Annotated in this window: 23 protein-coding genes; 18 read left to right on the top strand and 5 right to left on the bottom strand. The window is 60.4% G+C overall.

The window, feature by feature from the left end; all coding sequences use genetic code 11:
- Positions 1 to 149 precede the first annotated feature (149 nt).
- The 8 genes from N5D22_RS12195 (at position 150) to lipA (ending at position 8,062) form a co-directional block, all read left to right on the top strand.
- Positions 150 to 467, top strand: coding sequence for a septum formation initiator family protein (locus N5D22_RS12195; protein ID WP_279655245.1), 318 nt, complete (start codon positions 150 to 152; stop codon positions 465 to 467).
- A gap of 153 nt (positions 468 to 620) precedes the next feature.
- Positions 621 to 1,664, top strand: a complete 1,044-nt coding sequence (gene pdhA / locus N5D22_RS12190; protein WP_279655244.1) for a pyruvate dehydrogenase (acetyl-transferring) E1 component subunit alpha — start codon at positions 621 to 623, stop codon at positions 1,662 to 1,664.
- A 17-nt stretch (positions 1,665 to 1,681) separates the two neighbouring features.
- Positions 1,682 to 3,103, top strand: a complete 1,422-nt coding sequence (locus N5D22_RS12185; RefSeq protein WP_035217464.1) for a pyruvate dehydrogenase complex E1 component subunit beta — start codon at positions 1,682 to 1,684, stop codon at positions 3,101 to 3,103.
- 14 nt (positions 3,104 to 3,117) lie between these two features.
- On the top strand, positions 3,118 to 4,476 hold the full coding sequence (locus N5D22_RS12180; RefSeq protein ID WP_279655243.1) for a pyruvate dehydrogenase complex dihydrolipoamide acetyltransferase: 1,359 nt from the start codon (positions 3,118 to 3,120) through the stop codon (positions 4,474 to 4,476).
- 12 nt (positions 4,477 to 4,488) lie between these two features.
- On the top strand, positions 4,489 to 5,133 hold the full coding sequence (locus N5D22_RS12175) for an SGNH/GDSL hydrolase family protein (RefSeq protein WP_279655242.1): 645 nt from the start codon (positions 4,489 to 4,491) through the stop codon (positions 5,131 to 5,133).
- Positions 5,134 to 5,193: 60 nt separating this feature from the next.
- On the top strand, positions 5,194 to 6,639 hold the full coding sequence (lpdA, locus tag N5D22_RS12170) for a dihydrolipoyl dehydrogenase (RefSeq protein ID WP_279655241.1): 1,446 nt from the start codon (positions 5,194 to 5,196) through the stop codon (positions 6,637 to 6,639).
- Positions 6,640 to 6,738: 99 nt separating this feature from the next.
- The gene (locus tag N5D22_RS12165) at positions 6,739 to 6,987 is read left to right on the top strand and encodes a GlsB/YeaQ/YmgE family stress response membrane protein (RefSeq protein ID WP_279655240.1); all 249 of its coding nucleotides are present in this window, start codon (positions 6,739 to 6,741) and stop codon (positions 6,985 to 6,987) included.
- A gap of 103 nt (positions 6,988 to 7,090) precedes the next feature.
- Positions 7,091 to 8,062 (top strand): lipoyl synthase, encoded by a 972-nt coding sequence (gene lipA / locus N5D22_RS12160; RefSeq protein WP_003521361.1) that lies wholly within the window; start codon positions 7,091 to 7,093, stop codon positions 8,060 to 8,062.
- Between the two features lie 179 nt (positions 8,063 to 8,241).
- On the opposite strand, the gene N5D22_RS12155 is transcribed toward lipA, so the two are convergent.
- The 3 genes from N5D22_RS12155 to N5D22_RS12145 all read right to left on the bottom strand — a co-directional run bounded on the left by N5D22_RS12155 (position 8,242) and on the right by N5D22_RS12145 (position 10,306).
- On the bottom strand, positions 8,242 to 9,174 hold the full coding sequence (locus N5D22_RS12155) for a DMT family transporter (RefSeq protein WP_279655239.1): 933 nt from the start codon (positions 9,172 to 9,174) through the stop codon (positions 8,242 to 8,244).
- A 92-nt stretch (positions 9,175 to 9,266) separates the two neighbouring features.
- Positions 9,267 to 10,001, bottom strand: coding sequence for an AraC family transcriptional regulator (locus N5D22_RS12150; protein ID WP_279655238.1), 735 nt, complete (start codon positions 9,999 to 10,001; stop codon positions 9,267 to 9,269).
- A 128-nt stretch (positions 10,002 to 10,129) separates the two neighbouring features.
- A complete protein-coding gene (locus tag N5D22_RS12145) occupies positions 10,130 to 10,306 on the bottom strand; it encodes a hypothetical protein (protein ID WP_003496171.1) in 177 nt (58 codons plus the stop codon).
- Positions 10,307 to 10,555: 249 nt separating this feature from the next.
- Here N5D22_RS12145 and N5D22_RS12140 point away from each other — a divergent pair, with 249 nt between their 5' ends.
- The gene (locus tag N5D22_RS12140) at positions 10,556 to 11,125 is read left to right on the top strand and encodes an AAA family ATPase (RefSeq protein WP_279655236.1); all 570 of its coding nucleotides are present in this window, start codon (positions 10,556 to 10,558) and stop codon (positions 11,123 to 11,125) included.
- 9 nt (positions 11,126 to 11,134) lie between these two features.
- Entirely contained in the window at positions 11,135 to 11,590 is a 456-nt protein-coding gene (locus N5D22_RS12135) for a type II toxin-antitoxin system RatA family toxin (protein WP_279655235.1), read from the top strand.
- On the opposite strand, the gene N5D22_RS12130 is transcribed toward N5D22_RS12135, so the two are convergent.
- Together N5D22_RS12130 and N5D22_RS12125 are read right to left on the bottom strand one after the other, a co-directional pair.
- Complete coding sequence (locus N5D22_RS12130; RefSeq protein ID WP_279655234.1) at positions 11,572 to 12,081, bottom strand: CinA family protein; 510 nt, start codon at positions 12,079 to 12,081, stop codon at positions 11,572 to 11,574. The genes N5D22_RS12135 and N5D22_RS12130 overlap by 19 nt on opposite strands.
- Positions 12,078 to 13,265 (bottom strand): bifunctional 2-C-methyl-D-erythritol 4-phosphate cytidylyltransferase/2-C-methyl-D-erythritol 2,4-cyclodiphosphate synthase, encoded by a 1,188-nt coding sequence (locus N5D22_RS12125; RefSeq protein ID WP_279655233.1) that lies wholly within the window; start codon positions 13,263 to 13,265, stop codon positions 12,078 to 12,080. The genes N5D22_RS12130 and N5D22_RS12125 overlap by 4 nt, the downstream gene beginning before the upstream one ends.
- A gap of 275 nt (positions 13,266 to 13,540) precedes the next feature.
- Here N5D22_RS12125 and dusB point away from each other — a divergent pair, with 275 nt between their 5' ends.
- From dusB to hflX, 8 genes are all read left to right on the top strand, one after another.
- On the top strand, positions 13,541 to 14,557 hold the full coding sequence (gene dusB, locus N5D22_RS12120; protein ID WP_279655232.1) for a tRNA dihydrouridine synthase DusB: 1,017 nt from the start codon (positions 13,541 to 13,543) through the stop codon (positions 14,555 to 14,557).
- Complete coding sequence (locus N5D22_RS12115) at positions 14,554 to 15,702, top strand: nitrogen regulation protein NR(II) (RefSeq protein ID WP_279655231.1); 1,149 nt, start codon at positions 14,554 to 14,556, stop codon at positions 15,700 to 15,702. The genes dusB and N5D22_RS12115 overlap by 4 nt, the downstream gene beginning before the upstream one ends.
- Complete coding sequence (gene ntrC / locus N5D22_RS12110; RefSeq protein WP_279655230.1) at positions 15,699 to 17,150, top strand: nitrogen regulation protein NR(I); 1,452 nt, start codon at positions 15,699 to 15,701, stop codon at positions 17,148 to 17,150. Before N5D22_RS12115 ends, ntrC begins: the two co-directional genes overlap by 4 nt.
- A 150-nt stretch (positions 17,151 to 17,300) precedes the next feature.
- Positions 17,301 to 19,562 (top strand): PAS domain-containing sensor histidine kinase, encoded by a 2,262-nt coding sequence (locus N5D22_RS12105; RefSeq protein WP_279655229.1) that lies wholly within the window; start codon positions 17,301 to 17,303, stop codon positions 19,560 to 19,562.
- Entirely contained in the window at positions 19,552 to 20,916 is a 1,365-nt protein-coding gene (locus tag N5D22_RS12100) for a sigma-54 dependent transcriptional regulator (RefSeq protein ID WP_279655228.1), read from the top strand. Before N5D22_RS12105 ends, N5D22_RS12100 begins: the two co-directional genes overlap by 11 nt.
- Before the next feature lie 48 nt (positions 20,917 to 20,964).
- Complete coding sequence (trkA, locus tag N5D22_RS12095; RefSeq protein ID WP_347881144.1) at positions 20,965 to 22,341, top strand: Trk system potassium transporter TrkA; 1,377 nt, start codon at positions 20,965 to 20,967, stop codon at positions 22,339 to 22,341.
- A gap of 184 nt (positions 22,342 to 22,525) precedes the next feature.
- Positions 22,526 to 22,768: an RNA chaperone Hfq gene (hfq, locus tag N5D22_RS12090; protein WP_003496145.1), complete on the top strand. Its 243-nt coding sequence runs from the start codon at positions 22,526 to 22,528 to the stop codon at positions 22,766 to 22,768.
- A gap of 197 nt (positions 22,769 to 22,965) precedes the next feature.
- Entirely contained in the window at positions 22,966 to 24,300 is a 1,335-nt protein-coding gene (hflX, locus tag N5D22_RS12085) for a GTPase HflX (RefSeq protein ID WP_279655224.1), read from the top strand.
- The last annotated feature ends 96 nt before the right edge of the window (positions 24,301 to 24,396 follow it).

The following is a 24,396-nucleotide window of genomic DNA, read 5'->3' as shown; positions in this document are numbered from 1 at the left end:
AGAGGGGCGGGTCTCCCGGCAAATCCAGCCCGCCCTCCGGCGGGCTTTTTTCATGCTCATCTGCCGAACGGAAATTAAGGTCAACGGATAGTTAAACAATCCGGCTTAGTCTCAGAATCACGTTATGCGTTTTAAGGCTTCTCTGCGGCATGTGGACCAGACATCATAAAAAGAGACGATTCGGCCGTTTGATCGTTCCGGCCATCACGATCGCTTTTCTTTCCTATTTCGGCTATCATTCCATCCATGGCGACTTCGGCCTTCAGGCGACGGAGCGGCTGGAGCGGCAGCGTATTGCCCGTACAGCGGAGCTGGCAAAGCTGACGAAGGCGCGTGTGGCGCTGGAGCGGCAGGTGGAATTGATGAGCGACGGCTCGCTTGAGCGGGACATGATCGACGAGATTTCCCGTTACCAGCTGAATATGTCCCGCACGGACGAAATCGTCATCATGAACACCTATTTCTAATTAACCGAAATCAGGTTAATTTAACATTTCTGATTTATTCACAGCATCTTAGCGTGAATATGTGCCATGCGTTTAAAGCATTGCTGCATGGCATTTTCTTGCATATGGTACGCGCCACTCTATCCATTCAAACGGCAACTCAGGGAGGGATGAATGGCGCCGCGAAAACCAGCGACCGTATCCGGCCGCAAGACAACGGCAAAGTCCGCAACCGAATTCACCGGCAAGAACAGCCCGGATTTCTCCAAGGAAGAAGAGCTTCACGCCTATCGTGAAATGCTGCTCATCCGCCGTTTCGAGGAAAAGGCCGGCCAGCTCTATGGCATGGGCTTCATCGGTGGTTTCTGTCACCTCTACATCGGTCAGGAAGCTGTCGTCGTCGGCATGCAGATGTCGCAGAAGGAAGGCGATCAGGTCATCACCGCTTACCGTGACCACGGCCACATGCTGGCGCTCGGCATGAGCGCGCGTGGCGTCATGGCCGAGCTCACCGGCCGCAAGGGCGGCCTGTCGAAAGGCAAGGGCGGCTCGATGCACATGTTCTCCAAGGAGAAACATTTCTACGGCGGCCACGGCATCGTCGGTGCGCAGGTCTCGCTCGGTACCGGTCTTGCTTTCGCCAACCGCTATCGCGGCAACGACAATGTCTCCGTAACCTATTTCGGTGACGGCGCCGCCAACCAGGGCCAGGTCTACGAGAGCTTCAACATGGCCGCTCTCTGGAAACTGCCGATCATCTATATCGTCGAGAACAACCGTTATGCGATGGGCACCTCGACCGCCCGCGCCACCGCCCAGTCGAACTACTCGCTGCGCGGCCAGTCCTTCGGCATTCCCGGCATCCAGGTGGATGGTATGGATGTGCGCGCCGTCAAGGCCGCCGCCGATCAGGCGCTGGAACATTGCCGTTCCGGCAAGGGTCCGATCATTCTGGAAATGCTGACCTATCGTTATCGTGGTCACTCCATGTCCGACCCGGCGAAATATCGTTCGAAAGACGAAGTGCAGAAGATGCGCTCCGAACATGACCCGATCGAGCAGGTCAAGGCACGGCTTCTGGAGCAGGGCTGGGCAAGCGAAGACGAACTCAAGGCCATCGACAAGGATGTCCGTGATATCGTCGCCGACAGCGCCGACTTCGCCCAGAACGACCCAGAGCCGGATGTATCCGAGCTCTACACCGACATTCTGCTCTGATCGGGAAAGGGAAACCCATGCCAGTAGAAATTCTTATGCCCGCCCTTTCCCCGACCATGGAGGAAGGCACGCTTTCCAAATGGCTTAAAAAGGAAGGCGACAAGGTTACCTCCGGCGACGTGATCGCCGAGATCGAGACCGACAAGGCGACCATGGAAGTGGAAGCCGTGGATGAAGGCGTCATCGGCAAGCTGCTGATCGATGCCGGCACCGAAGGCGTCAAGGTCAACACGGCTATTGCCGTGCTTCTTCAGGACGGCGAAAGCGCCGACGACATTTCTTCCTCTGCGAAGAAAGAAGAGCCGAAGGCTGAAGCCGCAAATTCCGATTCGGACGCGGCTGGCGGCAAGACCCGCGAAGCGACCGAGGAGCCGAGCGCTGCCAAGGAAGCCGCCAAGGTTCCGGCAGCACCCAAGATCGAAGTCGCAGCCGATCCGGACATTCCGGCAGGCACGGAAATGGTGATGACGACGGTGCGTGAAGCGCTGCGCGACGCCATGGCCGAAGAAATGCGCGCCGACGAAAAAGTCTTCGTCATGGGTGAGGAAGTCGCCGAATATCAGGGCGCTTACAAGATCACACAGGGCCTGTTGCAGGAATTCGGTGAGCGTCGCGTCATCGATACCCCGATCACCGAGCACGGCTTTGCCGGTATCGGCGTCGGTGCAGCGATGACAGGCCTGCGGCCTATCGTCGAATTCATGACGTTCAACTTCGCCATGCAGGCGATCGACCAGATCGTCAACTCGGCGGCGAAGACGCTTTATATGTCGGGCGGCCAGATGGGCGCGCCGATGGTGTTCCGCGGTCCCTCGGGCGCTGCTGCCCGCGTTGGCGCCCAGCATTCGCAATGTTACGCCGCATGGTACAGCCATATTCCGGGCCTCAAGGTCGTCATGCCTTACACCGCAGCCGACGCCAAGGGTCTGCTCAAGGCCGCCATCCGCGATCCGAACCCGGTCATTTTCCTGGAAAATGAAATTCTCTACGGCCAGAGCTTCGAAGTGCCGAAGCTCGATGATTTCGTGCTGCCGATCGGCAAGGCGCGCATTCATCGCAAGGGCAAGGATGCGACCATCGTTTCCTTCGGCATTGGCATGACCTACGCGATCAAGGCGGTTGCGGAACTCGAAAAGCTCGGCATCGACGTCGAACTGATCGATCTGCGCACCATCCGTCCGATGGACCTGCCCACCGTCATCGAATCGGTCAAGAAGACCGGTCGTCTGGTCACGGTCGAGGAAGGTTTCCCGCAGTCATCGGTCGGTGACTTCATCGCCAACCAGGTCATGCGCGCCGCTTTCGATTATCTCGATGCGCCGATCCTGACGATCGCCGGCAAGGATGTTCCGATGCCTTACGCGGCAAACCTCGAAAAGCTGGCTCTGCCGAACGTCGATGAAGTCGTTCAGGCCGTCAAAACCGTCTGCTACAAGTAAGGGGAGGCGTTTCGATGCCGATAAACATCACCATGCCTGCCCTTTCTCCAACGATGGAAGAGGGCAATCTGGCCAAGTGGCTGGTCAAGGAAGGCGACAAGGTCGCACCCGGTGACGTGATCGCCGAGATCGAGACCGACAAGGCGACCATGGAAGTGGAAGCCGTGGACGAAGGCACGGTTGCGAAGCTGGTTGTTCCGGCAGGCACTGAAGCGGTCAAGGTCAACGCCCTGATCGCCATCCTCGCCGCCGATGGCGAGGATGTGGCCGAGGCGGCAAAGGGCGGCGCTGCCGCTCCGGCCAAGGCCGAGGCTCCGAAGCAGGAGGCTGCAAAGGCCGAAGCGCCGAAGGAAGCATCTGCCCCGGTCAAGGCTGAAAAGCCGGCCGCTGATCAGGCTGCCGCGTCGTCCACGCCGGCTCCGGTCGCAAAGTCCGGCGAGCGCATCTTCGCTTCGCCGCTTGCCCGTCGCCTTGCCAAGGAAGCTGGTCTTGACCTTTCGGCCGTATCCGGTTCCGGTCCGCATGGCCGTATCGTCAAGACCGATGTGGAAAAGGCTGCCGCTTCCGGTGGTGCGAAGGCAACTCCCGCCGCCGCAGCATCCGCAGGCGCACCGGCTCCGGCACTCGCCAAGGGTCCGTCCGACGAAGCTGTTCTCAAGCTGTTCGAGCCCGGTTCCTACGAGCTTGTGCCACATGACGGCATGCGCAAGGTCATCGCCAAGCGTCTGGTCGAATCCAAGCAGACGGTTCCGCATTTCTACGTTTCGGTGGATTGCGAGCTCGATACGCTTCTGGCGCTGCGCGCCCAGCTCAATGCGGCTGCCCCCGAAAAGGACGGCAAGCCGGCCTACAAGCTTTCGGTCAACGACATGGTCATCAAGGCGCTGGCTCTTGCCCTGCGCGATGTGCCTGACGCCAACGTCTCCTGGACGGAAAGCGCCATGGTCAAGCACAAGCATTCGGATGTCGGCGTTGCCGTTTCCATTCCGGGTGGCCTGATCACGCCGATCATCCGCAAGGCGGAAGAGAAGTCGCTCTCCACCATCTCCAACGAGATGAAGGACTACGGCAAGCGCGCGAAAGAGCGCAAGCTGAAGCCCGAGGAATATCAGGGCGGCACGACCGCCGTGTCCAACATGGGCATGATGGGCGTGAAGAGCTTCTCCGCTGTCATCAACCCGCCGCATGCGACCATTCTGGCCGTCGGTGCGGGTGAAGAACGCGCTGTCGTGAAGAATGGCGAGATCAAGATCGCCACTGTCATGACAGTCACGCTCTCCACCGACCACCGCTGCGTCGATGGCGCGCTCGGAGCCGAACTGATCGGCGCCTTCAAGCGCTACATCGAAAACCCGATGGGCATGCTGGTTTGATCGGAGCGTGAGATGGTGAAGTCGGTCCTCTGCTTTGGCGATTCCCTGACCTGGGGTTCCGATGCGGAAACGGGTGGCCGGCACAGCCATGACGATCTTTGGCCGAGCGTCTTGCAAAAGGCGCTCGGTTCCGACGTGCATGTGATCCACGAAGGTCTGGGCGGCCGCACGACCGCCTATGACGATCTGACGGCCGATTGCGACCGCAACGGCGCGCGGCTTCTGCCGACGCTGCTGCACAGCCATGCGCCGCTCGATCTCGTCATCATCATGCTCGGCACCAACGACATGAAACCGTCGATCCACGGATCGGCCATTGTCGCCATGAAGGGTATCGAGCGGCTGGTAAAGCTCACGCGCAATCATGTCTGGCAGGTTCCCGACTGGGAAGCGCCTGAGGTTCTGATCGTTGCGCCGCCGCAGCTGTGCGAAACGGCAAATCCCGTCATGGGCGCGATCTATCGCGATGCAATCGATGAATCGGCAATGCTGGCTTCCGTCTATCGGGACCTCGCCGACGATCTCGACTGCGGATTTTTCGATGCGGGTTCGGTCGCCCGTACGACGCCGGTGGACGGCGTTCATCTCGATGCTGAAAACACGCGGGCCATCGGTCGCGGGCTGGAGCCTGTCGTCCGCATGATGCTCGGACTTTGACAACAATTCTCGTTTCGGGGCGGCTTGCCGTTCTCCGAATAAGACAAGGCAGGATTTCCAATGGCTCAATCTTATGACGTCATCATCATCGGTTCGGGACCGGGCGGTTATATTGCCGCGATCCGCGCAGCCCAGCTCGGCATGAAGGTTGCCGTCGTGGAGCGCGAACATCTGGCCGGCATCTGCTCCAACTGGGGCTGTATTCCCACCAAGGCGCTGCTGCGCACCGCCGATGTCATGCATACCGCCACCCATGCCAAGGATTACGGCCTGACGCTGGAAGGCTCGATCAAGCCTGATGTGAAGGCAATCGTGGCGCGCTCGCGTGGTATTGCCGCGCGCATGAACAACGGCGTCGGTTTCCTGTTCAAGAAGAACAAGGTCGATATCATCTGGGGTGAAGCCAAGATCACCAAACCGGGTGAAATCGTTGTCGGCAAATCCACCAAGCCGGTGGTTCAGCCGCAGGGTCCCGTGCCGAAGAACACGCTGGGCGAGGGCACCTATACCGCCAAGTACATCATCGTCGCGACAGGTGCGCGCCCGCGCGCGCTGCCCGGCATCGAGCCCGATGGCAAGCTGATCTGGACCTATTTCGAGGCGATGAAGCCGGAAGAACTGCCGAAGTCGCTGCTCGTCATGGGCTCAGGCGCCATCGGCATCGAATTCGCCAGCTTCTACCGCACCATGGGCGTCGACGTCACCGTCGTCGAGATCATGAGCCAGGTCATGCCGGTCGAGGATGCGGAAATCTCCACCTTCGCCAAGAAGCAGCTCGAAAAGCAGGGCATGAAAATCCATCTGGAGACCAAGGTTTCCAAGGTTGAGAAGGGCGCGAACTCCATCACCGCGACGCTGGAGAAGAAGGACGGTTCTTCCGAGAAAATCACCGCTGACCGCATGATCTCGGCCGTCGGCGTCGTCGCCAATATCGAAGGCATCGGCCTCGAGGCTGCCGGCGTGAAGACCGATCGCGGTTTCATCGTCATCGACGGCTACGGCAAGACCAACGTCCCGGGCATCTATGCCATCGGCGATGTTGCCGGCCCGCCGCTGCTCGCCCACAAGGCCGAGCATGAGGCAGTGATCTGCGTCGAAAAGATCGCCGGTCTGCCGAATGTGCACCCGATGGACAAGCTCAAGATTCCGGGCTGCACCTATTGCAACCCGCAGGTCGCCTCGGTCGGTCTCACCGAAGCCAAGGCCAAGGAGCAGGGCCGCGACATCCGCGTCGGCCGCTTCTCCTTTGCGGCAAACGGCAAGGCTGTCGCGCTCGGGGAAGATCAGGGCATGGTCAAAACCATCTTCGACAGACAAACCGGTGAACTGCTCGGCGCGCATATGGTCGGTGCGGAAGTCACCGAACTCATTCAGGGCTTCGTGGTCGCCATGAACCTCGAGACCACTGAGGAAGACCTGATGCACACGATCTTCCCGCATCCGACCATTTCGGAAACGATGAAGGAAAGCGTGCTCGACGCCTATGGGCGTGTGCTGAACGCATAAGTGCTCCGTGATACCCGGCATTGTCTAACCATGCCGGGTGTCCCATATGTCTCGATGCAGGCTCCTTAAAAGGGGCTGGTTCTTTCAGGGAGCGTGGGAATGGAAAGTGTAGGCTGGATTGCAGCAATCATCATCGGCGGTCTCGCCGGCTGGCTTGCGGGCAAGCTCATGGATATGCGCTTCGGCATTTTCATGAACATCATCCTCGGCATTGTCGGTTCGGTGGTTGCGGTTGCGGTGCTTCGAACCTTCGATGTTTTCGTGCAGGACAGCAGGCTCGGTTATTTCGTCACGTCGTTCATCGGCGCCAGCCTTTTGCTGTTTGTGGCAAAGCTGGTGCGGCGCTGACGGGACGACGTGGCCGGAAGGGGCTTACGCTTTTTCTGGAATTGTTCTAAAGCATCGGCCAACAGATGTTTAGGTCGCCAGGGGCGATGGAAGCAGGTTTTTAATGGTCACTATTCTCGACAGGACGTCGTCCGACGAAAAGCGTATCCGCCATCCGGAAAAGGCGCACAAGCCCGATACCGAGGTCATGCGCAAGCCGGAATGGATCCGCGTCAAGGCGCCGACATCCAAGGGTTATCACGAGACGCGTGAACTGGTGCGCAGCCACAAGCTGGTGACGGTGTGCGAGGAAGCCGGCTGTCCGAATATCGGCGAATGCTGGGACAAGAAACACGCGACCTTCATGATCATGGGTGAAATCTGCACCCGCGCCTGCGCCTTCTGCAACGTCGCGACCGGCAAGCCCAATCCGCTTGACATGGCCGAGCCCGAGAACGTCGCCAAGGCCGTCAAGCAGATGGGCCTTTCCCACGTCGTCATCACCTCGGTCGACCGCGACGATCTCGCCGATGGTGGCGCTGAACATTTCGAGAAGGTCATCTGGGCGATCCGTGCTGCGTCTCCGACGACGACCATCGAAATCCTGACCCCCGACTTCCTGAAGAAACCCGGCGCGCTGGAGCGTGTCGTCGCCGCCAAGCCCGATGTCTTCAACCACAATATGGAAACCGTTCCGGGCAATTACCTCACGGTTCGCCCCGGCGCGCGTTATTTCCACTCCGTGCGCCTCTTGCAGCGGGTGAAGGAACTCGATCCCACCATGTTCACCAAGTCGGGCATCATGGTCGGCCTCGGTGAAGAGCGCAATGAAGTGCTGCAGCTGATGGACGACCTGCGCAGCGCCGATGTGGACTTCCTGACCATCGGCCAGTATCTGCAGCCGACCCGCAAGCACCACAAGGTCGAGGCCTTCGTGACGCCGGAAGAGTTCAAGTCCTACGAGACGGTCGCCTATACCAAGGGCTTCCTGATGGTGTCTTCCAGTCCGCTGACCCGCTCTTCCCACCATGCCGGCGACGATTTCGAGCGCCTGCGCGCCGCCCGCGAGAAGAAGCTGCTGGCGGCTGCGGAGTAAGAGGCTGCCACCGGCCGGTCCAGTGCGCGCCGGTGTTGTTGTCACCGCCACTTTGCCTACCGTTCCACCATCCTCACCCTATCTTTCCGTCATCCTCGCCCTTGAGGCGAGGATCCACAGCGGTTGGGGAGGTGGATCCCCGGGTCAAGCCCGAGGATGGCGCAGGGTGTCGGATCTACTCAGGCCGTGATCCGCTCCGGCCTATGCGCCCGCATGCACAAGATCACGCTCAGCACCACCGAACAGATCGCCACGATCTCGACAATGGTCGGCCCGCGTCCTTCCCAGAGAAAACCGTAAAGCAACGCAAACAGCGTTTCGAACAGGATCATCTGCCCGACCATGGTGAGTGGCAGAAGGCGGCTCATGCGGTTCCATAAGGCATTGCCGAGAATGGAGGCGGTGAAACCGAGCCCGGCGGCAATGGCGGCGAAATGCAGCCAGTCTCCCGAACTATGGCTTTCTCCGCCAAAGGCAAAGGCCGGAATGACGAGCAGCAGCGCAAGCGCGCCTGTCACGACACCCGTCATCATGTTCCAGTCATCGGCGCTGACATCGTGAAGGCGCGACAGCCAGCGGGCATTTCCGACCGCAAAGGCCGTCCAGGAGGCCAGCGCCCCGAGCGCACAGGCAAGCCCGATGATACGGGATACATCGAGCCCGGCATCGTTTTCCGTCAGCGACTGCCAGGAAATGCCGATGATGCCGATCGCGCCGAAGGCAAGCGACGGCCACAGCCGCTTTAGCGACACCGCGCCATGATCGCGGCTGCCGATGATGGTGACGGCGACGGGCAGGAAGCCGATGATGATGGAAGTGAAGGCGACGCCGCTCAGTTTCACCGCCGTCGAGATGAAGACGTAATAGGCGATATTGCCGATCATGCTCAGCCAGCCGAGTGCTATCCACTCCCGCGCGCCAAAATGGGCCGATACGCGTTTCAATCGCGGCCCGATGATGATGAGGGAAATCAGCCCATAGGTGAGATAACGCGCCGTCGACAGTTGCAGGGCGGAAAAATCCGGCACGAGTTTCGGGGCGAGAAAGATACCCCCCCAGAGCGCACCCGCCAGCACGCCGTAAAAAACACCGAGACCTGTTCTGTTGTTCATGTCATGTCACATCCGCATTCGCATTTGCCTGCGATGTGCCACAGCGCCTCCGCGGCTGTCTTGACAAAAACTCCAGAGGGAATGTCGGCGATCTAATGAATGCCGCGGTTGCGCCGATAGGCGGCCGGCGTTTCGCCAAGGGTATTGCGCATGGCGCGTGTCAGCGCCGTCTGGTCGGAGAAACCGGCCCGGAGCGCAATCTCGGCGATTGGCAGGTTGGAATCGTTGAGCAGGGCGCAGACCTTGTCCATGCGCAGCCCCGCAAGCCAGCGATGCGGCGGCAGGCCAAACTCCTCGAGAAACAGCGTGTGCAGGCGGCTGCCGCTGATCGTCACGCAGGCCGCCAGCATGTCGATGGTCCAGGGGAAAAACGGCTCCGCCCTGACGACCGCGCCGAGTCCCTGCAGGCGCTGGCGGATATCGGTTTTTTCATGGGCGAGGCTGTCCACCAGCAGTGGCGCCCAGATCCCGGCGACATCGTCGCGCCGCCCGTCTGTTTTGATAAGCCCGCGCATATAGGCGATCAATTGCCGTGTGTCGGGGGCGATATCGAGAAACGGCTTGCGGGTGAATGTCTCGAGCGTCTGCTCCGGCACGGCGCTCTCATCGATGTCGACCACCAGCGAATGGTTGATCGCCGTCGCTTCCTGCGTATGCGGCGCATCGCGGTGGATGAAGACGCCGCGTCCGGTCGACAGCTCATCCTGTCGCCCGGCCACATCGATCCGCAGGCGGCCAGAGACCGGAAGAACGATCTGCACGAAACCGTGCCGCTCCTTCGGTCTTTCCTGCCTGTAGGTTCTGATATCGGCCGATGCGGATGTCATGACGCTGTCGTTTCCATTGTGCAAAGAAATGGCCGCCTCGAAAAAGCGGCCAGTTTCATTGTTTGATTATGACATCGTCTTGAAGATTGGGCCAGCCGGCTTTATCGGTCGGCTATACGAAACGGCAATTAACAGTCTTCCTTGGCGGTCGATTCGCCGCGTTTGCGCTTGCGCAGAACCGGCTTGTTCTCTCTCGCCTCGCATTTTGCAACGTCGATGAGATAGGCAAGCACCGGCATGCCGTTCATCGATGCGAGTTGCTTGGCGGATTCGAGAAGGTTGATGATGTTGGAAAAATCGTCCATCGGCTCACTCAGTGGCTCAAAGCAGTTATGTGTCGGGTCTGAACCCAAGGATGAATACGCGTGGGGAAATCGGGAGTGCCCGGCGCGTTTGCATCCAGTGGGTGTAATATTAGTCGCAAATAAATAGCAATCCCTGCGGCGGGGTTGCAATAGTCAATTTTCCGTAACTGCCATGCGCAACGAAGATAACCGCTTTGCGGCGGATATCCTTGCGGCAGGCAATCTCCCCGGTCATGACGAGGTTATGCGATGCCGAATTATCTTGAGACAGTGGAAGATGCCGCGGCGATCATCGCCGGGGCGCAACGCATCATGGTCGTTGGCTGTTCCGGAGGCGGCAAGTCGACGCTCTCGCAAAAGCTCGCAAGCGAATTTGGGCTTCGCTATATCTCCATGGACCGTGAAATCTTCTGGCTGCCCGGCTGGCGGGCGCGCCCGCGTGAAGAACAGCGAGAGAGGATAGCCACTATCATCGCCGAGGAGCGCTGGTTGATGGATGGCAGCAATCCATCCTCGTTCGACATGCGCCTGCCACGCTCCCACATCGTTCTCTGGGTGCGCATGCCGCGCTGGCTCTGCCTGTGGGGTGCCGTCAGCCGGGCGATCAAGGGCTATGGCAAGGCGAGGCCGGAAATGGCGGAGGGGTGCCCTGAACGGATAGACTTCGATTTCCTGCGATATATCTGGAATTTCGAACGGCGCCACGCCCCGATCTTCGAGCAGAATTTTGCGTTTTATGGCGCCGATGTGCCTGTATTCCAGCTGAAAAGCCGAAAACAGTTTCGCCGCCTTCTTGATCTTCTCGGCATCGGGGATTAACTGCCGCTTATGCCCCAGTTCGAAACGCATCGCCTCGTCAAACACTCGCCAGACCGCATGTACGACCTCGTCGCCGATGTGGAGAAATATCCACAGTTTCTGCCGCTTTGCGAGGCGCTTACCATTCGCTCGCGCAAGGAACGGGACGGCAAGGTGCTGCTGGTGGCGGATATGACGGTGGGCTACAAGGCCATCCGCGAGACCTTCACCACGCAGGTGCTGCTGAACCCGGCCGAGCGCGCCATCGACGTGAAATATATCGACGGGCCGTTCAAATATCTCGACAACCGCTGGCGTTTCGAAGAATCGGAAGACGGCGGTGCGACGATTCATTTCTTCATCGATTATGAATTCAAGAGCCGCCTGCTCGGCGCGGTCATGGGGTCGATGTTCGACCGGGCTTTTCGCATGTTTGCGGAGGCCTTCGAGACCCGCGCCGATAAAATTTACGCGGATCCGGTCTGATTGAGCGCTATCAGCATCTCAAGTGCGGTTCTGACCGTCGCAAGCCGGATTTCCGTGCGGCTGATGTCGCCGTAACGCATTTCATGATGCAGGATTTTACCGCTGCGTGATTTGGCAGCCAGATGCACCAGGCCGACGGGTTTTTCGGCGGAACCGCCGCCCGGACCGGCAATGCCGGTCACGGCCACGGCAAAATCCGCGCGCGAACGGAACAGCGCGCCATGCGCCATCTGCAGCGCCGTCTGCCGGGATACCGCGCCGAATGCGGCAAGCGTGCCGGCGCCAACCCCCAGCATCTCCATCTTGGCTTCGTTCGTATAGGTGACGAAACCGCGATCCACGACGGCGGAGGAGCCGGCGATCTCCGTCAGCGCACCGGCGATCAGACCGCCCGTGCAGCTTTCAGCGGTCGAGACCATGAAACCACGGGCGGTGAAATCGGTAATGATCCGCCGCGCCAGATCTTCTATGTCGGCGGGAAAAAGGCTCATAAAGGTCTGCCTCTGTAAACGACGGTAGCGGTGGCTATTGCCGCGATACCCTCCCGGCGGCCGACGAAACCGATGGTCTCATTGGTCGTCGCCTTCACCGAGCAGCGCTCCAGCGCGATGCCGAGCATGTCCGAGAGTGCTTCGCGCATGGCCTGCCGGTGTGGGCCGATGCGCGGTGCTTCCGCAATCAGCGAGACATCGGCATTCATGATCGTGCCGCCATTATCGCGCACCACTTTGGCCGCATGTTCGAGGAAGATGCGCGAGGCCGCACCCTTCCATTGCGGATCCGAAGGCGGGAAGTGATCGCCGATATCGCCGGCGCCACAGGTGGCGAGCAGCGCATCCGTCAGCGCATGCAAGGCTACATCCGCATCCGAATGACCTTTCAGCCTCTGGTCGTGTTCGATGAAGATACCGCAGAGCGTCACGCCATCTCCGGCCTCCAGCTGGTGCACGTCGTAACCATTGCCGGTACGCACGTCGGGCAATGCATGGGAAAGCTTTTCATCGGCCATGGCGATATCCCGCTTGAGAGTGAGTTTCACGTTGTCGACCGAACCTTCGGTCAGCGTCACCGCCAGCCCGGCCCATTCGGCAATCGAAGCATCATCGGTAAAATCGGACTTTCCGGAGGCGGCAGCGGCGCGATGCGCGGCGAGAATATCGCCATGGTCGAAACTCTGCGGTGTCTGTGCGGCATAAAGCCCCTGCCGGGAAACCGTCTCCACGACTCGACCATCCGAGCCGCGCTTCAGCGTATCGGTGACGGGGAGGGCAGGCAGAACGCCCCGAGCGCCTTCCGCGTGCAGCGCCACGATACGCTCCAGCATGTCCACGGCGACGAAAGGCCGCACGGCGTCGTGGATCATCACATGGGTCAGGTCTTCCAGAGACAGCGCCTCCAGCCCCGCCAGCACCGATTGCTGACGTGTCGCACCACCCGTAACCGTCATAATCCGTTCGCCGGCATCAAGGCGCTGCAGGATCGGTGACAGCAGCGCTGCATCGTCCGCATGGCTGACGATGACGATGGGGCAGGTGCTGTCCCAGTTGAGAAAGGTCGACACTGTATGCTCGATCACGGCCCTGCCGCCGATCGGGCGATATTGTTTCGGCCCTTCCTCGGGGGAGCCGGCTCTTTCTCCGCGTCCTGCGGCGACGATGACGATGCCGAGTTTCATAGTACTTTCCTGCATTGGTCATATGCTTTGTGCGCAACCCTTAGCGGTTGACAGTCCTGCTCTAGCGTTTCAAAACCCGGATGGCCAGCCCGATAAGACGCGCATTCGCCCCTGCATGCCGCAGGATCGGTCGTCATTGGCCTTTGAACCTGCACAAATTGCCGCCGACAGCAAAACAGGCAGGCAGCCGCCCAGCAAATAAAAGGTGCAAGCCTCTAAAAGTGCTTGGCAACTGCGCAAACACTGTCTAAAAATAATGCAAATAACCCTTCTGCATGAAAGATCATCAATTGCATCTTCCGGAGTTGTCAGAACCGTTCAGTATCGGCTCAGTCACGATCCGTAATCGTGCCGTGCTGGCGCCCATGTCGGGCGTGACGGATCTGCCGTTCCGGCAGCTTGCCTGGCGTTACGGCGCGGGCCTTGTCGTTACGGAAATGGTTGCAAGTCGCGAACTCGTCGCTAACAGGGGCGAATCCTGGGCGCGGCTGAAAAATGCCGGCATGGTTCCGCATATGGTGCAGCTTGCCGGGCGCGAGGCGCATTTCATGGCCGAGGCGGCAAAAATTGCTGCGGATAACGGCGCTGGCATTATCGATATCAATATGGGATGCCCGGCCAAGAAGGTGACGGGCGGTTATTCCGGCTCGGCTTTGATGCGCGATCCCGATCATGCCCTGTCGCTGATCGAGGCGACTGTCAACGCGGTCGATGTGCCCGTGACGCTGAAGATGCGGCTCGGCTGGGACGAAAACACCATCAATGCACCTGAAATCGCCCGCCGCGCCGAAGCCGCAGGCGTTCAGCTGATCACCATTCACGGCCGCACCCGCATGCAGTTTTACGAGGGACGGGCGGACTGGGATGCCATCCGCGCCGTGCGTGAGGTGATTTCCGTGCCGCTGATCGCCAATGGCGACGTTGAAACGGCCGGGGACGCGCGCGAAATCCTGCGCCGTTCGGGTGCGGATGCCGTCATGGTCGGTCGCGGCGCGCAGGGGCAGCCCTGGCTGCCGGCGGTGCTTGCCGGACATTCAGCGCCGCACCGCGACGATATTCCGGCCATCGCCATCGAACATTATGAGATGATGCTGGAATTTTACGGAAGGGAAGCCGGTCTCAGGCATGCCCGCAAACATCTCGGCTGGTATCTCGACCGTTTCGCACCTGAGATCGCCACGCCCGACAAGGCTAACATCATGACATCGCGTGATACGGGAGAGGTGGCGGATCTGCTGCGCTCCGCCCTTAGCGAAAATGCGGGCGAAGAAGCCGCAAGGAAGGCCGCATGAGCGCTGACAAACACAGCCCGGTAGATGCGAACCCGCTCGCCATGGCGGTTCTGAACGCGGTGCAGAACCCCGTCATTCTGGTGGATGCCGAAGGTTTCATCGCCTTCGCCAATTGGGAAGCCGAAGCCTTTTTCGGGGCGAGCGCCTCCCATCTCGCCCGCTATCGCGTTTCCACATTCATTCCCTTCGGCAGCCCGCTTCTGGCGCTGATCGATCAGGTGCGGGAACGCCGTGCGCCGGTGAATGAATACCGCGTCGATCTGAGTTCGCCGCGCCTCGGCCAGGACAAGCTGGTCGATCTTTATGTCGCGCCCGTTGTCAGCGAGCCGGGATCGGTGGTCGTCGTCTTTCAGGAACGGTCGATGGCCGACAAGATAGACCGGCAATTGACCCATCGCGCCGCCGCCCGTTCCGTCACCGGCCTTGCCTCGATGCTCGCGCATGAGATCAAGAACCCGCTGTCAGGCATTCGTGGCGCGGCCCAGCTTTTGGAAACCTCGGTTGCCGATGAGGACCGGGCGCTGACGCGGCTGATCTGCGACGAGACCGACCGTATCGTCTCACTGGTCGACCGCATGGAAGTGTTTTCCGACGAGCGGCCGGTGGACCGTGTGCCGGTCAATATCCATTCCGTGCTCGATCATGTGAAGGCCATCGCCAAGGCCGGTTTTGCCCGCAATATCAAGATTTCGGAAAATTACGATCCGTCGCTGCCGCCTGTTTATGCCAATCGCGACCAACTGGTGCAGGTCTTCCTCAATCTGGTGAAGAATGCGGCGGAAGCCGTCGGCAACCAGTCGGACGGCGAGATCATCCTCACCACCGCCTACCGTCCCGGCATGCGGCTTTCTGTCGCCGGCAGCCGCGAGCGCATCTCGCTGCCGCTCGAATTCTGCGTGCATGACAATGGCCCGGGCGTTCCGGCCGATCTGCTGCCGCATCTTTTCGATCCCTTCATCACCACCAAGACGAATGGTTCGGGCCTCGGGCTGGCGCTTGTCGCCAAGCTGATCGGCGCCCATGGCGGCATTGTCGAATGCGACAGCCAGAACCACCGCACGACTTTCCGCGTATTGATGCCCGTCTCGCCGGAAGTGGCGCTCGACGACCGCTCTTTGCCGAACACGACAGGAAATGACCAATGACAGCTACGATCCTCGTCGCCGATGATGATGCCGCAATCCGCACGGTGCTGAACCAGGCGCTGAGCCGCGCCGGTTATGACGTGCGCATCACCTCCAATGCCGCAACGCTCTGGCGCTGGGTTTCGGCGGGTGAGGGCGATCTTGTCGTGACTGATGTCGTGATGCCGGATGAAAACGCCTTCGATCTTCTGCCGCGCATCAAGAAGGCCCGCCCGGACCTGCCGGTTCTGGTCATGAGCGCCCAGAACACCTTCATGACCGCTATCAAGGCCTCGGAAAAAGGCGCTTACGACTATCTGCCGAAACCTTTCGACCTGACCGAGCTGATCGCCATCATCGGCCGCGCCCTGTCGGAGCCGAAGCGTAAGCCGGCCAAGCTGGACGATGACATGCAGGACGGCATGCCGCTCGTCGGCCGCTCTGCGGCGATGCAGGAAATCTACCGTGTTCTCGCCCGCCTGATGCAGACCGACCTGACCCTGATGATTACAGGCGAATCCGGTACGGGCAAGGAACTGGTGGCGCGTGCGCTGCATGATTACGGCAAGCGTCGCAACGGCCCCTTCGTCGCCATCAACATGGCGGCAATCCCGCGCGACCTGATCGAATCCGAACTCTTCGGCCATGAGAAGGGCGCCTTCACCGGCGCGCAGAACCGCTCCACCGGCCGTTTCGAACAGGCCGAGGGCGGCACGCTGTTCCTCGATGAAATCGGCGACATGCCGATGGATGCCCAGACACGGCTGCTGCGCGTGTTGCAGCAGGGCGAATATACGACGGTGGGCGGCCGCACGCCGATCCGCACCGATGTCCGCATCGTCGCCGCCACCAACAAGGACCTGAAACAGTCGATCAATCAGGGTCTGTTCCGCGAGGACCTCTATTACCGGCTGAACGTCGTGCCGCTGCGCCTGCCGCCGCTGCGTGACCGCGCCGAGGATATTCCCGATCTGGTGCGCCATTTCATCCAGCAGGGCGAGAAGGAAGGTCTTGAGGGCAAGCGCTTCGAAGGCGAGGCGCTGGAGGTCATGAAGGCCTATGCCTGGCCGGGCAACGTGCGCGAACTGGAAAACCTGATCCGCCGCCTGATGGCGCTTTATCCGCAGGAAGTCATCACCCGCGAGATCATCGAGCAGGAGCTGCAATCGGATGTTCCCGACAGCCCGCTCGACAAGATGGCGGTCCGCACCGGTTCGCTCACCATTTCGCAGGCGGTCGAGGAGAATATGCGCGATTATTTCGCCAGCTTCGGCGATGGCCTGCCGCCACCCGGCCTTTATGACCGCGTTCTGCGCGAACTGGAATATCCGCTGATTCTCGCCGCCCTGACGGCGACGCGCGGCAACCAGATCAAGGCTGCCGATCTTCTCGGCCTTAACCGCAATACGCTGCGCAAGAAAATCCGCGAGCTTGGGGTTTCGGTCTATCGCAGCTCCCGGCCAAGCTGAGAATGTTGACAAGGCCGCATTTGTCGTTGCACTTTCGCCACATTGTGTTGCTTGAAAAACACTAGGAAGGAAAGAGATTCGCCAGTCTGGGGCGCGTCTCGCCTGACTTCAGAAATGTGGTGCTGGCTGGCCAGCGATTGGGAGTAGTGCATGCGGAAATCCGCCGCCGAAAACACCGTTGCCGATGAAGCAGCGGGCATGGTGGTTGCCGATCGCAGGATGTCTTTTGCTTTGCCGGGGCTGGTGCTGGCCGGCGTCGCTCTCGTTTGCGCCATCCTCACCCTGTTCGTGCTTCTGGGCGTGACGCCAATTGCCCCGACATCGAATGTTGTCATCGCCTCGGTTGTCATCAATTCGATCTTCGTGATCGGCCTGATCTTCCTCATCGGCCGCGAAATCAACCGGCTGCTGAAAGCGCGAAAAAAGGGCAGGGCGGCAGCGCGCCTGCACGTGCGCATCGTCGTGCTTTTCTCCATCGTGGCGATCACGCCGGCCGTGCTTGTCGCCATCTTCGCCAGTCTGACGCTGAATGTCGGTCTCGACCGCTGGTTTTCGCTGCGCACGCAGTCGATCGTCGATTCATCGAGCAATATCGCCCAGGCCTATATGATGGAGAATGCCGGTTATCTTCAGGGCCAGACCCTGTCGATGGCGACTGACCTCGACCGCAACCGCGCTCTTTTTTATCTCGATCGCACCGGCTTTGTCGATCTGATGACCCGGCAGGCCAAGGGGCGCGGCCTTCTCGGCGCGTTCCTGGTGCAGGAGGACGGCGACGCCGTTGCTCAGGCCGACATCAAGACCGAAAAACCGCTTCCCGCCATCCCGCAGGACGCGCTCGAAAAGGCCGCCGCCGGCCAGCCGACGCTGATACCGCCCGGTATCACCAACCTCGTCGGCGCCATTATCAAGCTCGAAGGCATCAGCGGCACCTTCCTTTACACGGTTCGCGCCGTCGATCCCAAGGTGATGAGCGCGATGCGGCTGATGGAAGAGAACCGTGCCGAATACAAGGCGATGGAGGCGGGCCGCGCGCCGCTGCAGATCGCCTTCGCGATCCTTTATCTCGGTTTCGCGCTGATCGTGCTTCTCGCCGCCATCTGGACGGCGATTGCGGTCGCCGACCGTATCGTACGGCCGATCCGTCTCCTCATCAGCGCGGCCGACAGTGTCGCCACCGGCAACATGCATGTGCTGGTGCCCGTCCGCGCCGTGGATGGCGACGTCGGCCGCCTCTCACGCACGTTTAACAAGATGGTCTCGGAACTGCGCAGCCAGCAGGAACAGATCATCGAGGCCAAGGACGATATCGACGATCGCCGTCGTTTCATCGAGGCGGTGCTTTCGGGCGTCACGGCCGCCGTCATCGGGGTCGATGAGAACCGCAGGATCACCATCGTCAATCCATCGGGCGAAGAATTCCTGGCGCAGACCTCCGAGCAGCTTATCGGCGCGCAATTGTCGGAGATCGCGCCTGAGATCGAACAGGTCGTCAACGAGGCCAACACCTGGTCGCGCGGCAACTTCCGCAAGCAGATCAACATCATGCGGCGCGGCAAGGAACGGACGCTGAATGTGCAGGTGACCCGTGAGGATGCCCGCGACAGCCGTGACAGCTACGTCATCACCCTCGACGACATCACCGATCTCGTCATCGCCCAGCGTTCGACCGCATGGTCGGATGTGGCGCGCCGCATCGCCCATGAAATCAAGAACCCGCTGACGCCGATCCAGCTTTCCGCCGAGCGCATCAAGCGCCGTTTCGGCAAGCAGATCGACGAGAGCGACCGCGCCGTCTTCGACCAGTGTACGGACACCATCGTCCGGCAGGTCGGTGATATCGGCCGGATGGTGGATGAATTCTCTGCTTTTGCGCGCATGCCGAAACCGACGAAGGAAAAATCGGACCTGCGGGCGGTCCTGAAGGATGCGGCGTTCCTCCGGGAAATCAGCGCCGCCGACACCAAATTCGCAACGGAGCTGGGCGATATCCCGCTGGAGGGCATGTTCGACGCCCGCATGCTGGGGCAGGCGTTCGGCAATCTCATCAAGAATGCGACGGAAGCCATCGAGGCGGTGGAAGGCGAAAAGCGGCCGGGAAAAATCCTGGTGCGCGCCGCTTTCGACGAAGCCAATTCGCGTTTCGTGGCCGATATCATCGACAATGGCCGTGGCCTGCCCGTCGAGAACCGACATCGCATTCTCGAACCCTATATGACGATGCGGGACAAGGGCACGGGCCTCGGCCTCGCCATCGTCAAGAAGATCATCGAAGAGCATGGCGGGTACCTGGAACTCCACGATGCCCCGCCGGAGTTCGATCACGGCCACGGCGCCATGATCAGAGTGCTGCTGCCCTATATCGAGGCGGTCGGCGGCGAAAATAACAAGGAAGCAGCATATGGCGTCTGATATTCTGGTCGTGGATGACGAGGCGGACATTCGCGAAATCGTAGCGGGCATTCTTTCCGACGAAGGCCACGAGACCCGCATGGCGTTCGACAGCGACAGCGCGCTGGCGGCCATTTCGGAACGCGTGCCGCGCCTGATCTTTCTCGACATCTGGATGCAGGGCTCGAAGCTCGACGGCCTGGCTCTGCTCGACGAGATCAAGAGCCGCCATCCCGAAATTCCAGTGGTCATGATTTCCGGTCACGGCAATATCGAGACCGCCGTCAACGCCATCAAGCGCGGCGCATTCGACTTTATCGAAAAGCCCTTCAAGGCGGATCGCCTGATCCTGATTGCCGAGCGCGCACTGGAAAATTCCAAGCTGAAGCGCGAGGTTCAGGAACTGAAGAAGCGCACCGGTGATGCGGTCGAGCTCGTCGGCGCATCGCTTGCGGTATCGCAGCTGCGCCAGACCATCGATAGGGTCGCCCCCACCAACAGCCGCATCATGATCCTCGGCCCCTCCGGCTCCGGCAAGGAACTGGTGGCGCGCATGGTGCACAAGAAGTCCTCGCGTGCGAGCGGACCCTTCGTGGCGCTCAACGCCGCGACGATCACGCCGGAGCGCATGGAAATCGCGCTTTTCGGCACGGAAGGCCTGCCCGGCCAGCCGCGCAAGGTGGGCGCTCTGGAAGAAGCCCATCGCGGCGTGCTTTATCTCGATGAAGTCGGCGAAATGCCGCGCGAGACGCAGAACAAGATCCTGCGCGTGCTGGTCGACCAGCAGTTCGAGCGTGTCGGCGGCGGCAAGCGGGTGAAGGTGGATGTGCGCATCATTTCCTCGACCGCGCATCATCTTGAAAGCCTGATCGCCGAAGGCCAGTTCCGCGAGGATCTCTATCATCGCCTCGCCGTCGTGCCGGTGAAGGTGCCGGCGCTCTCCGAACGGCGCGAGGATATTCCTTTCCTCGTCGACATGTTCATGCGCCAGATTTCCGAACAGGCCGGCATCCGTCCGCGCAAGATCGGCGATGACGCCATGGCCGTTCTCCAGACGCATGACTGGCCGGGCAATATCCGCCAGCTGCGCAACAATATCGAGCGGCTGATGATCCTTGCCCGTCCAGAAGGCGGCGAAGCGCCGATCTCGGCCGACATGCTGCCCTCGGATATTGGCGACATGCTGCCGAAGATTTCGGCGCAGGGCGATCAGCACATCATGACCCTGCCGTTGCGCGAAGCGCGTGAAATGTTCGAGCGTGATTATCTGATGGCGCAGATCAACCGTTTCGGCGGCAATATTTCGCGAACGGCGGAATTTGTCGGCATGGAACGGTCTGCACTGCATCGCAAACTGAAATCTCTCGGCGTATAAGGAAAGAAGGCGCTTCGCCGCAACCGATTATTCCGTCAGAGAGACAGCATGAAAGTCATCATTTGCGGCGCAGGGCAGGTGGGTTACGGCATCGCCGAACAATTGTCGCGGGAAGATAACGAAGTATCGGTGATCGATACTGCCGCGCCGCTCATCACCGCCATTACCGAGACACTGGATGTGCGCGGCTACGTCGGTCACGGCGCCCATCCGGATATGCTGGCCAAGGCCGGCGCCGACCAGGCCGACATGATCATCGCCGTCACCCTGCATGACGAGATCAACATCGTCGCCTGTGAGGTGGCGCATGCGCTTTTCAGCGTGCCGACCAAGATCGCCCGTATCCGCGACCAGAGTTATCTGAAGCCGGAATATGCCGATCTCTTCAGCCGCGAGAACATGTCCATCGATGTGACGATTTCCCCGGAAGTCGAAGTCGGCAAGATGGTGCTCCGACGCATCGCATTTCCGGGCGCAACGGATGTGGTGCGTTTTGCCGACGACACGGTCTATATGCTGGCCATCGAATGCATGGAAGATTGCCCAGTCATCAACACGCCGTTGCAGCAGCTCTCCAGCCTTTTTCCCGACCTCATCGCCACGGTGGTGGGCGTTTACCGCGGTGGCGTTCTCAAGGTGGCGCATTCCTCCGAACAGTTGCGGGTGGGCGACCTGGCCTATGTCATCTGCCAGCGCCAGCACGCCCGCCGCACCCTGAGCCTCTTCGGTCATGAGGAACAGGAAGCGCAGCGCATCGTAATTGCGGGGGCCGGCAATATCGGCCATTTCGTCGCCCGCAAGATCGAGGAAATGCAGCCGAAAACCCGTGTGAAGATCATCGAGGCAGACCGCGACAGGGCGGTCGCCGCATCCGAACAGTTAAGCCACACCATCGTCATGCATGGCTCGGCGCTCGACCAGAAGATCCTGATGCAGGCAGATATTCAGGATGCCGATCTGATCGTCACGCTCACCAATAACGACCAGACGAATATTCTGGCCGCCGTGATCGCCAAGCAGCTCGGCTGCAAATCGAATCTGGCGCTCCTGAATAGCACGTCATTCCACGACGTCGCCCGCTCGCTGGGGCTCGATGCCTATATCAACCCGCGGGCCGTAACGATCTCCCGCGTGCTTCAGCATGTGCGCAAAGGTCGCATCCGTTCGGTCTATGCCGTGCAACGCGGCTCGGCGGAGGTGATCGAGGCGGAGGCGCTGGAGACATCGCCGCTGGTCGGCCAGTCCTTCCGCGACATCGATATGCCAGACGGCGTGCGCATCGGTGCGATCTATCGCGATGGCGTGGTGATACGCCCGGATGGCAGCACGAAAATCAAGGCGAAGGACCGCGTCGTGCTGTTTGCATCCGCCGATGCGGTGCGTGACGTGGAGCAACTTTTCCGTGTTTCGATACAATATTTTTGACTGTCCCGAATTGAAAATGTGGGTCACTACTCGTACTCATCAGGCTGTTTTGACCGTTGCGGAACGGAACATGATTTGATACCAGAGTTTGAGGTCGGCCAAGCGGGGGACAAGACTCGGCCGGCTTATTATTGATTGTTTATTTTCCGGTATCCCTGCCGGCAAAAAAGAAAGAAGCGGCGCCATGGCGGAACGTTCTCAAAACCTTCAGGATCTCTTCCTCAATACCGTTCGTAAGCAGAAGATCTCGCTCACGATTTTCCTGATCAACGGCGTCAAGCTGACGGGCGTTGTCACCTCCTTCGACAATTTCTGCGTGCTTCTGCGCCGTGACGGTCATTCGCAGCTGGTTTACAAGCATGCGATCTCCACCATCATGCCCGGCCAGCCGATGCAGATGTTCGAGAGCGAAGAAGGCGCGGCCTGATCGGGCATCCTCGACGTATACTCGACACAGGCTGATCCGGATCGGGAACATTTCCGGTCCCGTCAGGTTAATCACCATGGCCCTCCGTCGGGAGGCGGTCGGCCTTAACATTCTTTCTGGATAAGGCTGAGCCCATTTCGACGCGCGACACCTCGAACGAATCGATTATTCCCGAGCAGGAGAAGCGCCGCGACGACATGCGCGCGGTCGTCCTCGTGCCCGTCCTCAAGCAGCAGCGCGAAAACCGTGATGCGGCGTCCGCTCCTGCGGTTCCCGGCCGGTCGGTCGAGGCCAAGCTCGAGGAGGCGAAAGGTCTGGCGCTTGCCATCGATCTGGAGGTGACGCAGGGCTTGATCGTTCCGGTCAACCAGCCGCGCCCGGCAACGCTGTTCGGAACCGGCAAGATCGAGGAAATCGGTCATCTCCTGGATGAAACGGATTCCGGCCTTGTCATCGTCGATCATCCGCTCACCCCGGTGCAGCAGCGCAATCTCGAAAAGCAGTGGAATGCCAAGGTCATCGACCGCACGGGCCTGATTCTCGAAATCTTCGGCCGCCGCGCCTCCACCAAGGAAGGCACGCTGCAGGTCGACCTTGCGCATCTGAACTACCAGAAGGGCCGCCTCGTCCGAAGCTGGACCCACCTTGAACGCCAGCGCGGTGGTGCGGGCTTCATGGGCGGTCCGGGTGAAACGCAGATCGAAGCCGACCGCCGGCTTTTGCAGGAACGCATCGTCAAGCTGGAACGCGAACTGGAGCAGGTGGTTCGCACCCGCCAGCTTCATCGCGCCAAGCGCCGCAAGGTGCCGCATCCGATCGTCGCGCTGGTCGGTTACACCAATGCCGGCAAATCCACGCTGTTCAACCGCATCACCGGTGCGGGTGTTCTGGCCGAGGACATGCTGTTCGCCACGCTCGACCCGACCTTGCGTCGCATGAAGCTGCCGCATGGCCGCACCGTCATCCTTTCCGATACGGTGGGCTTCATTTCCGACCTGCCGACGCATCTCGTCGCGGCTTTCCGCGCGACGCTCGAAGAGGTGCTCGAGGCCGATCTCATCTTGCATGTGCGCGATATGTCCGATCCGGACAATGCAGCGCAATCGGCCGACGTGCTGCGCATTCTCGGCGATCTCGGCATTGACGAGAAGGAAGCCGAGCAACGCATCATCGAGGTCTGGAACAAGGTCGACCGTCTCGAGCCGGAAGCCCATGACGCCATCATGCAGCGTGCCGAGGGCCGTTCGGATATTCGCGCCGTTTCGGCCATCACGGGTGAGGGCGTTGATGCCCTGATGGACGAGATTTCAAAGCGTCTGTCCGGTGTTCTGACGGAAACGACCGTGCTTCTTTCCGTCGAGCAGTTGCCGCTGATTTCATGGGTCTACAGCAATTCCATCGTCGACGCCCGTGAAGACCATGAGGACGGATCGGTAGCGCTCGATGTGCGCCTGTCAGAAGCGCAGGCCGCCGAACTGGAGCGGAAGCTTGGAAAGGCGACCATTCGCGAGCGGGAAGACTGGGAGCGTTGAGCGCTCCGAAAACGGTGACAAACTCCGAACCTCTCCTGCGTCATGCCGGACTGGATCCGGCGTCCAGCCACGACACGTCCGCGCGGTGAAGGGAGT

It is taken from the genome of Agrobacterium sp. GD03872, assembly GCF_029840625.1.
Lineage (GTDB): Bacteria > Pseudomonadota > Alphaproteobacteria > Rhizobiales > Rhizobiaceae > Agrobacterium > Agrobacterium fabrum_A.
Note: the sequence above shows the minus strand (reverse complement) of the source record. Positions and strands in the feature narration are given on the sequence as shown.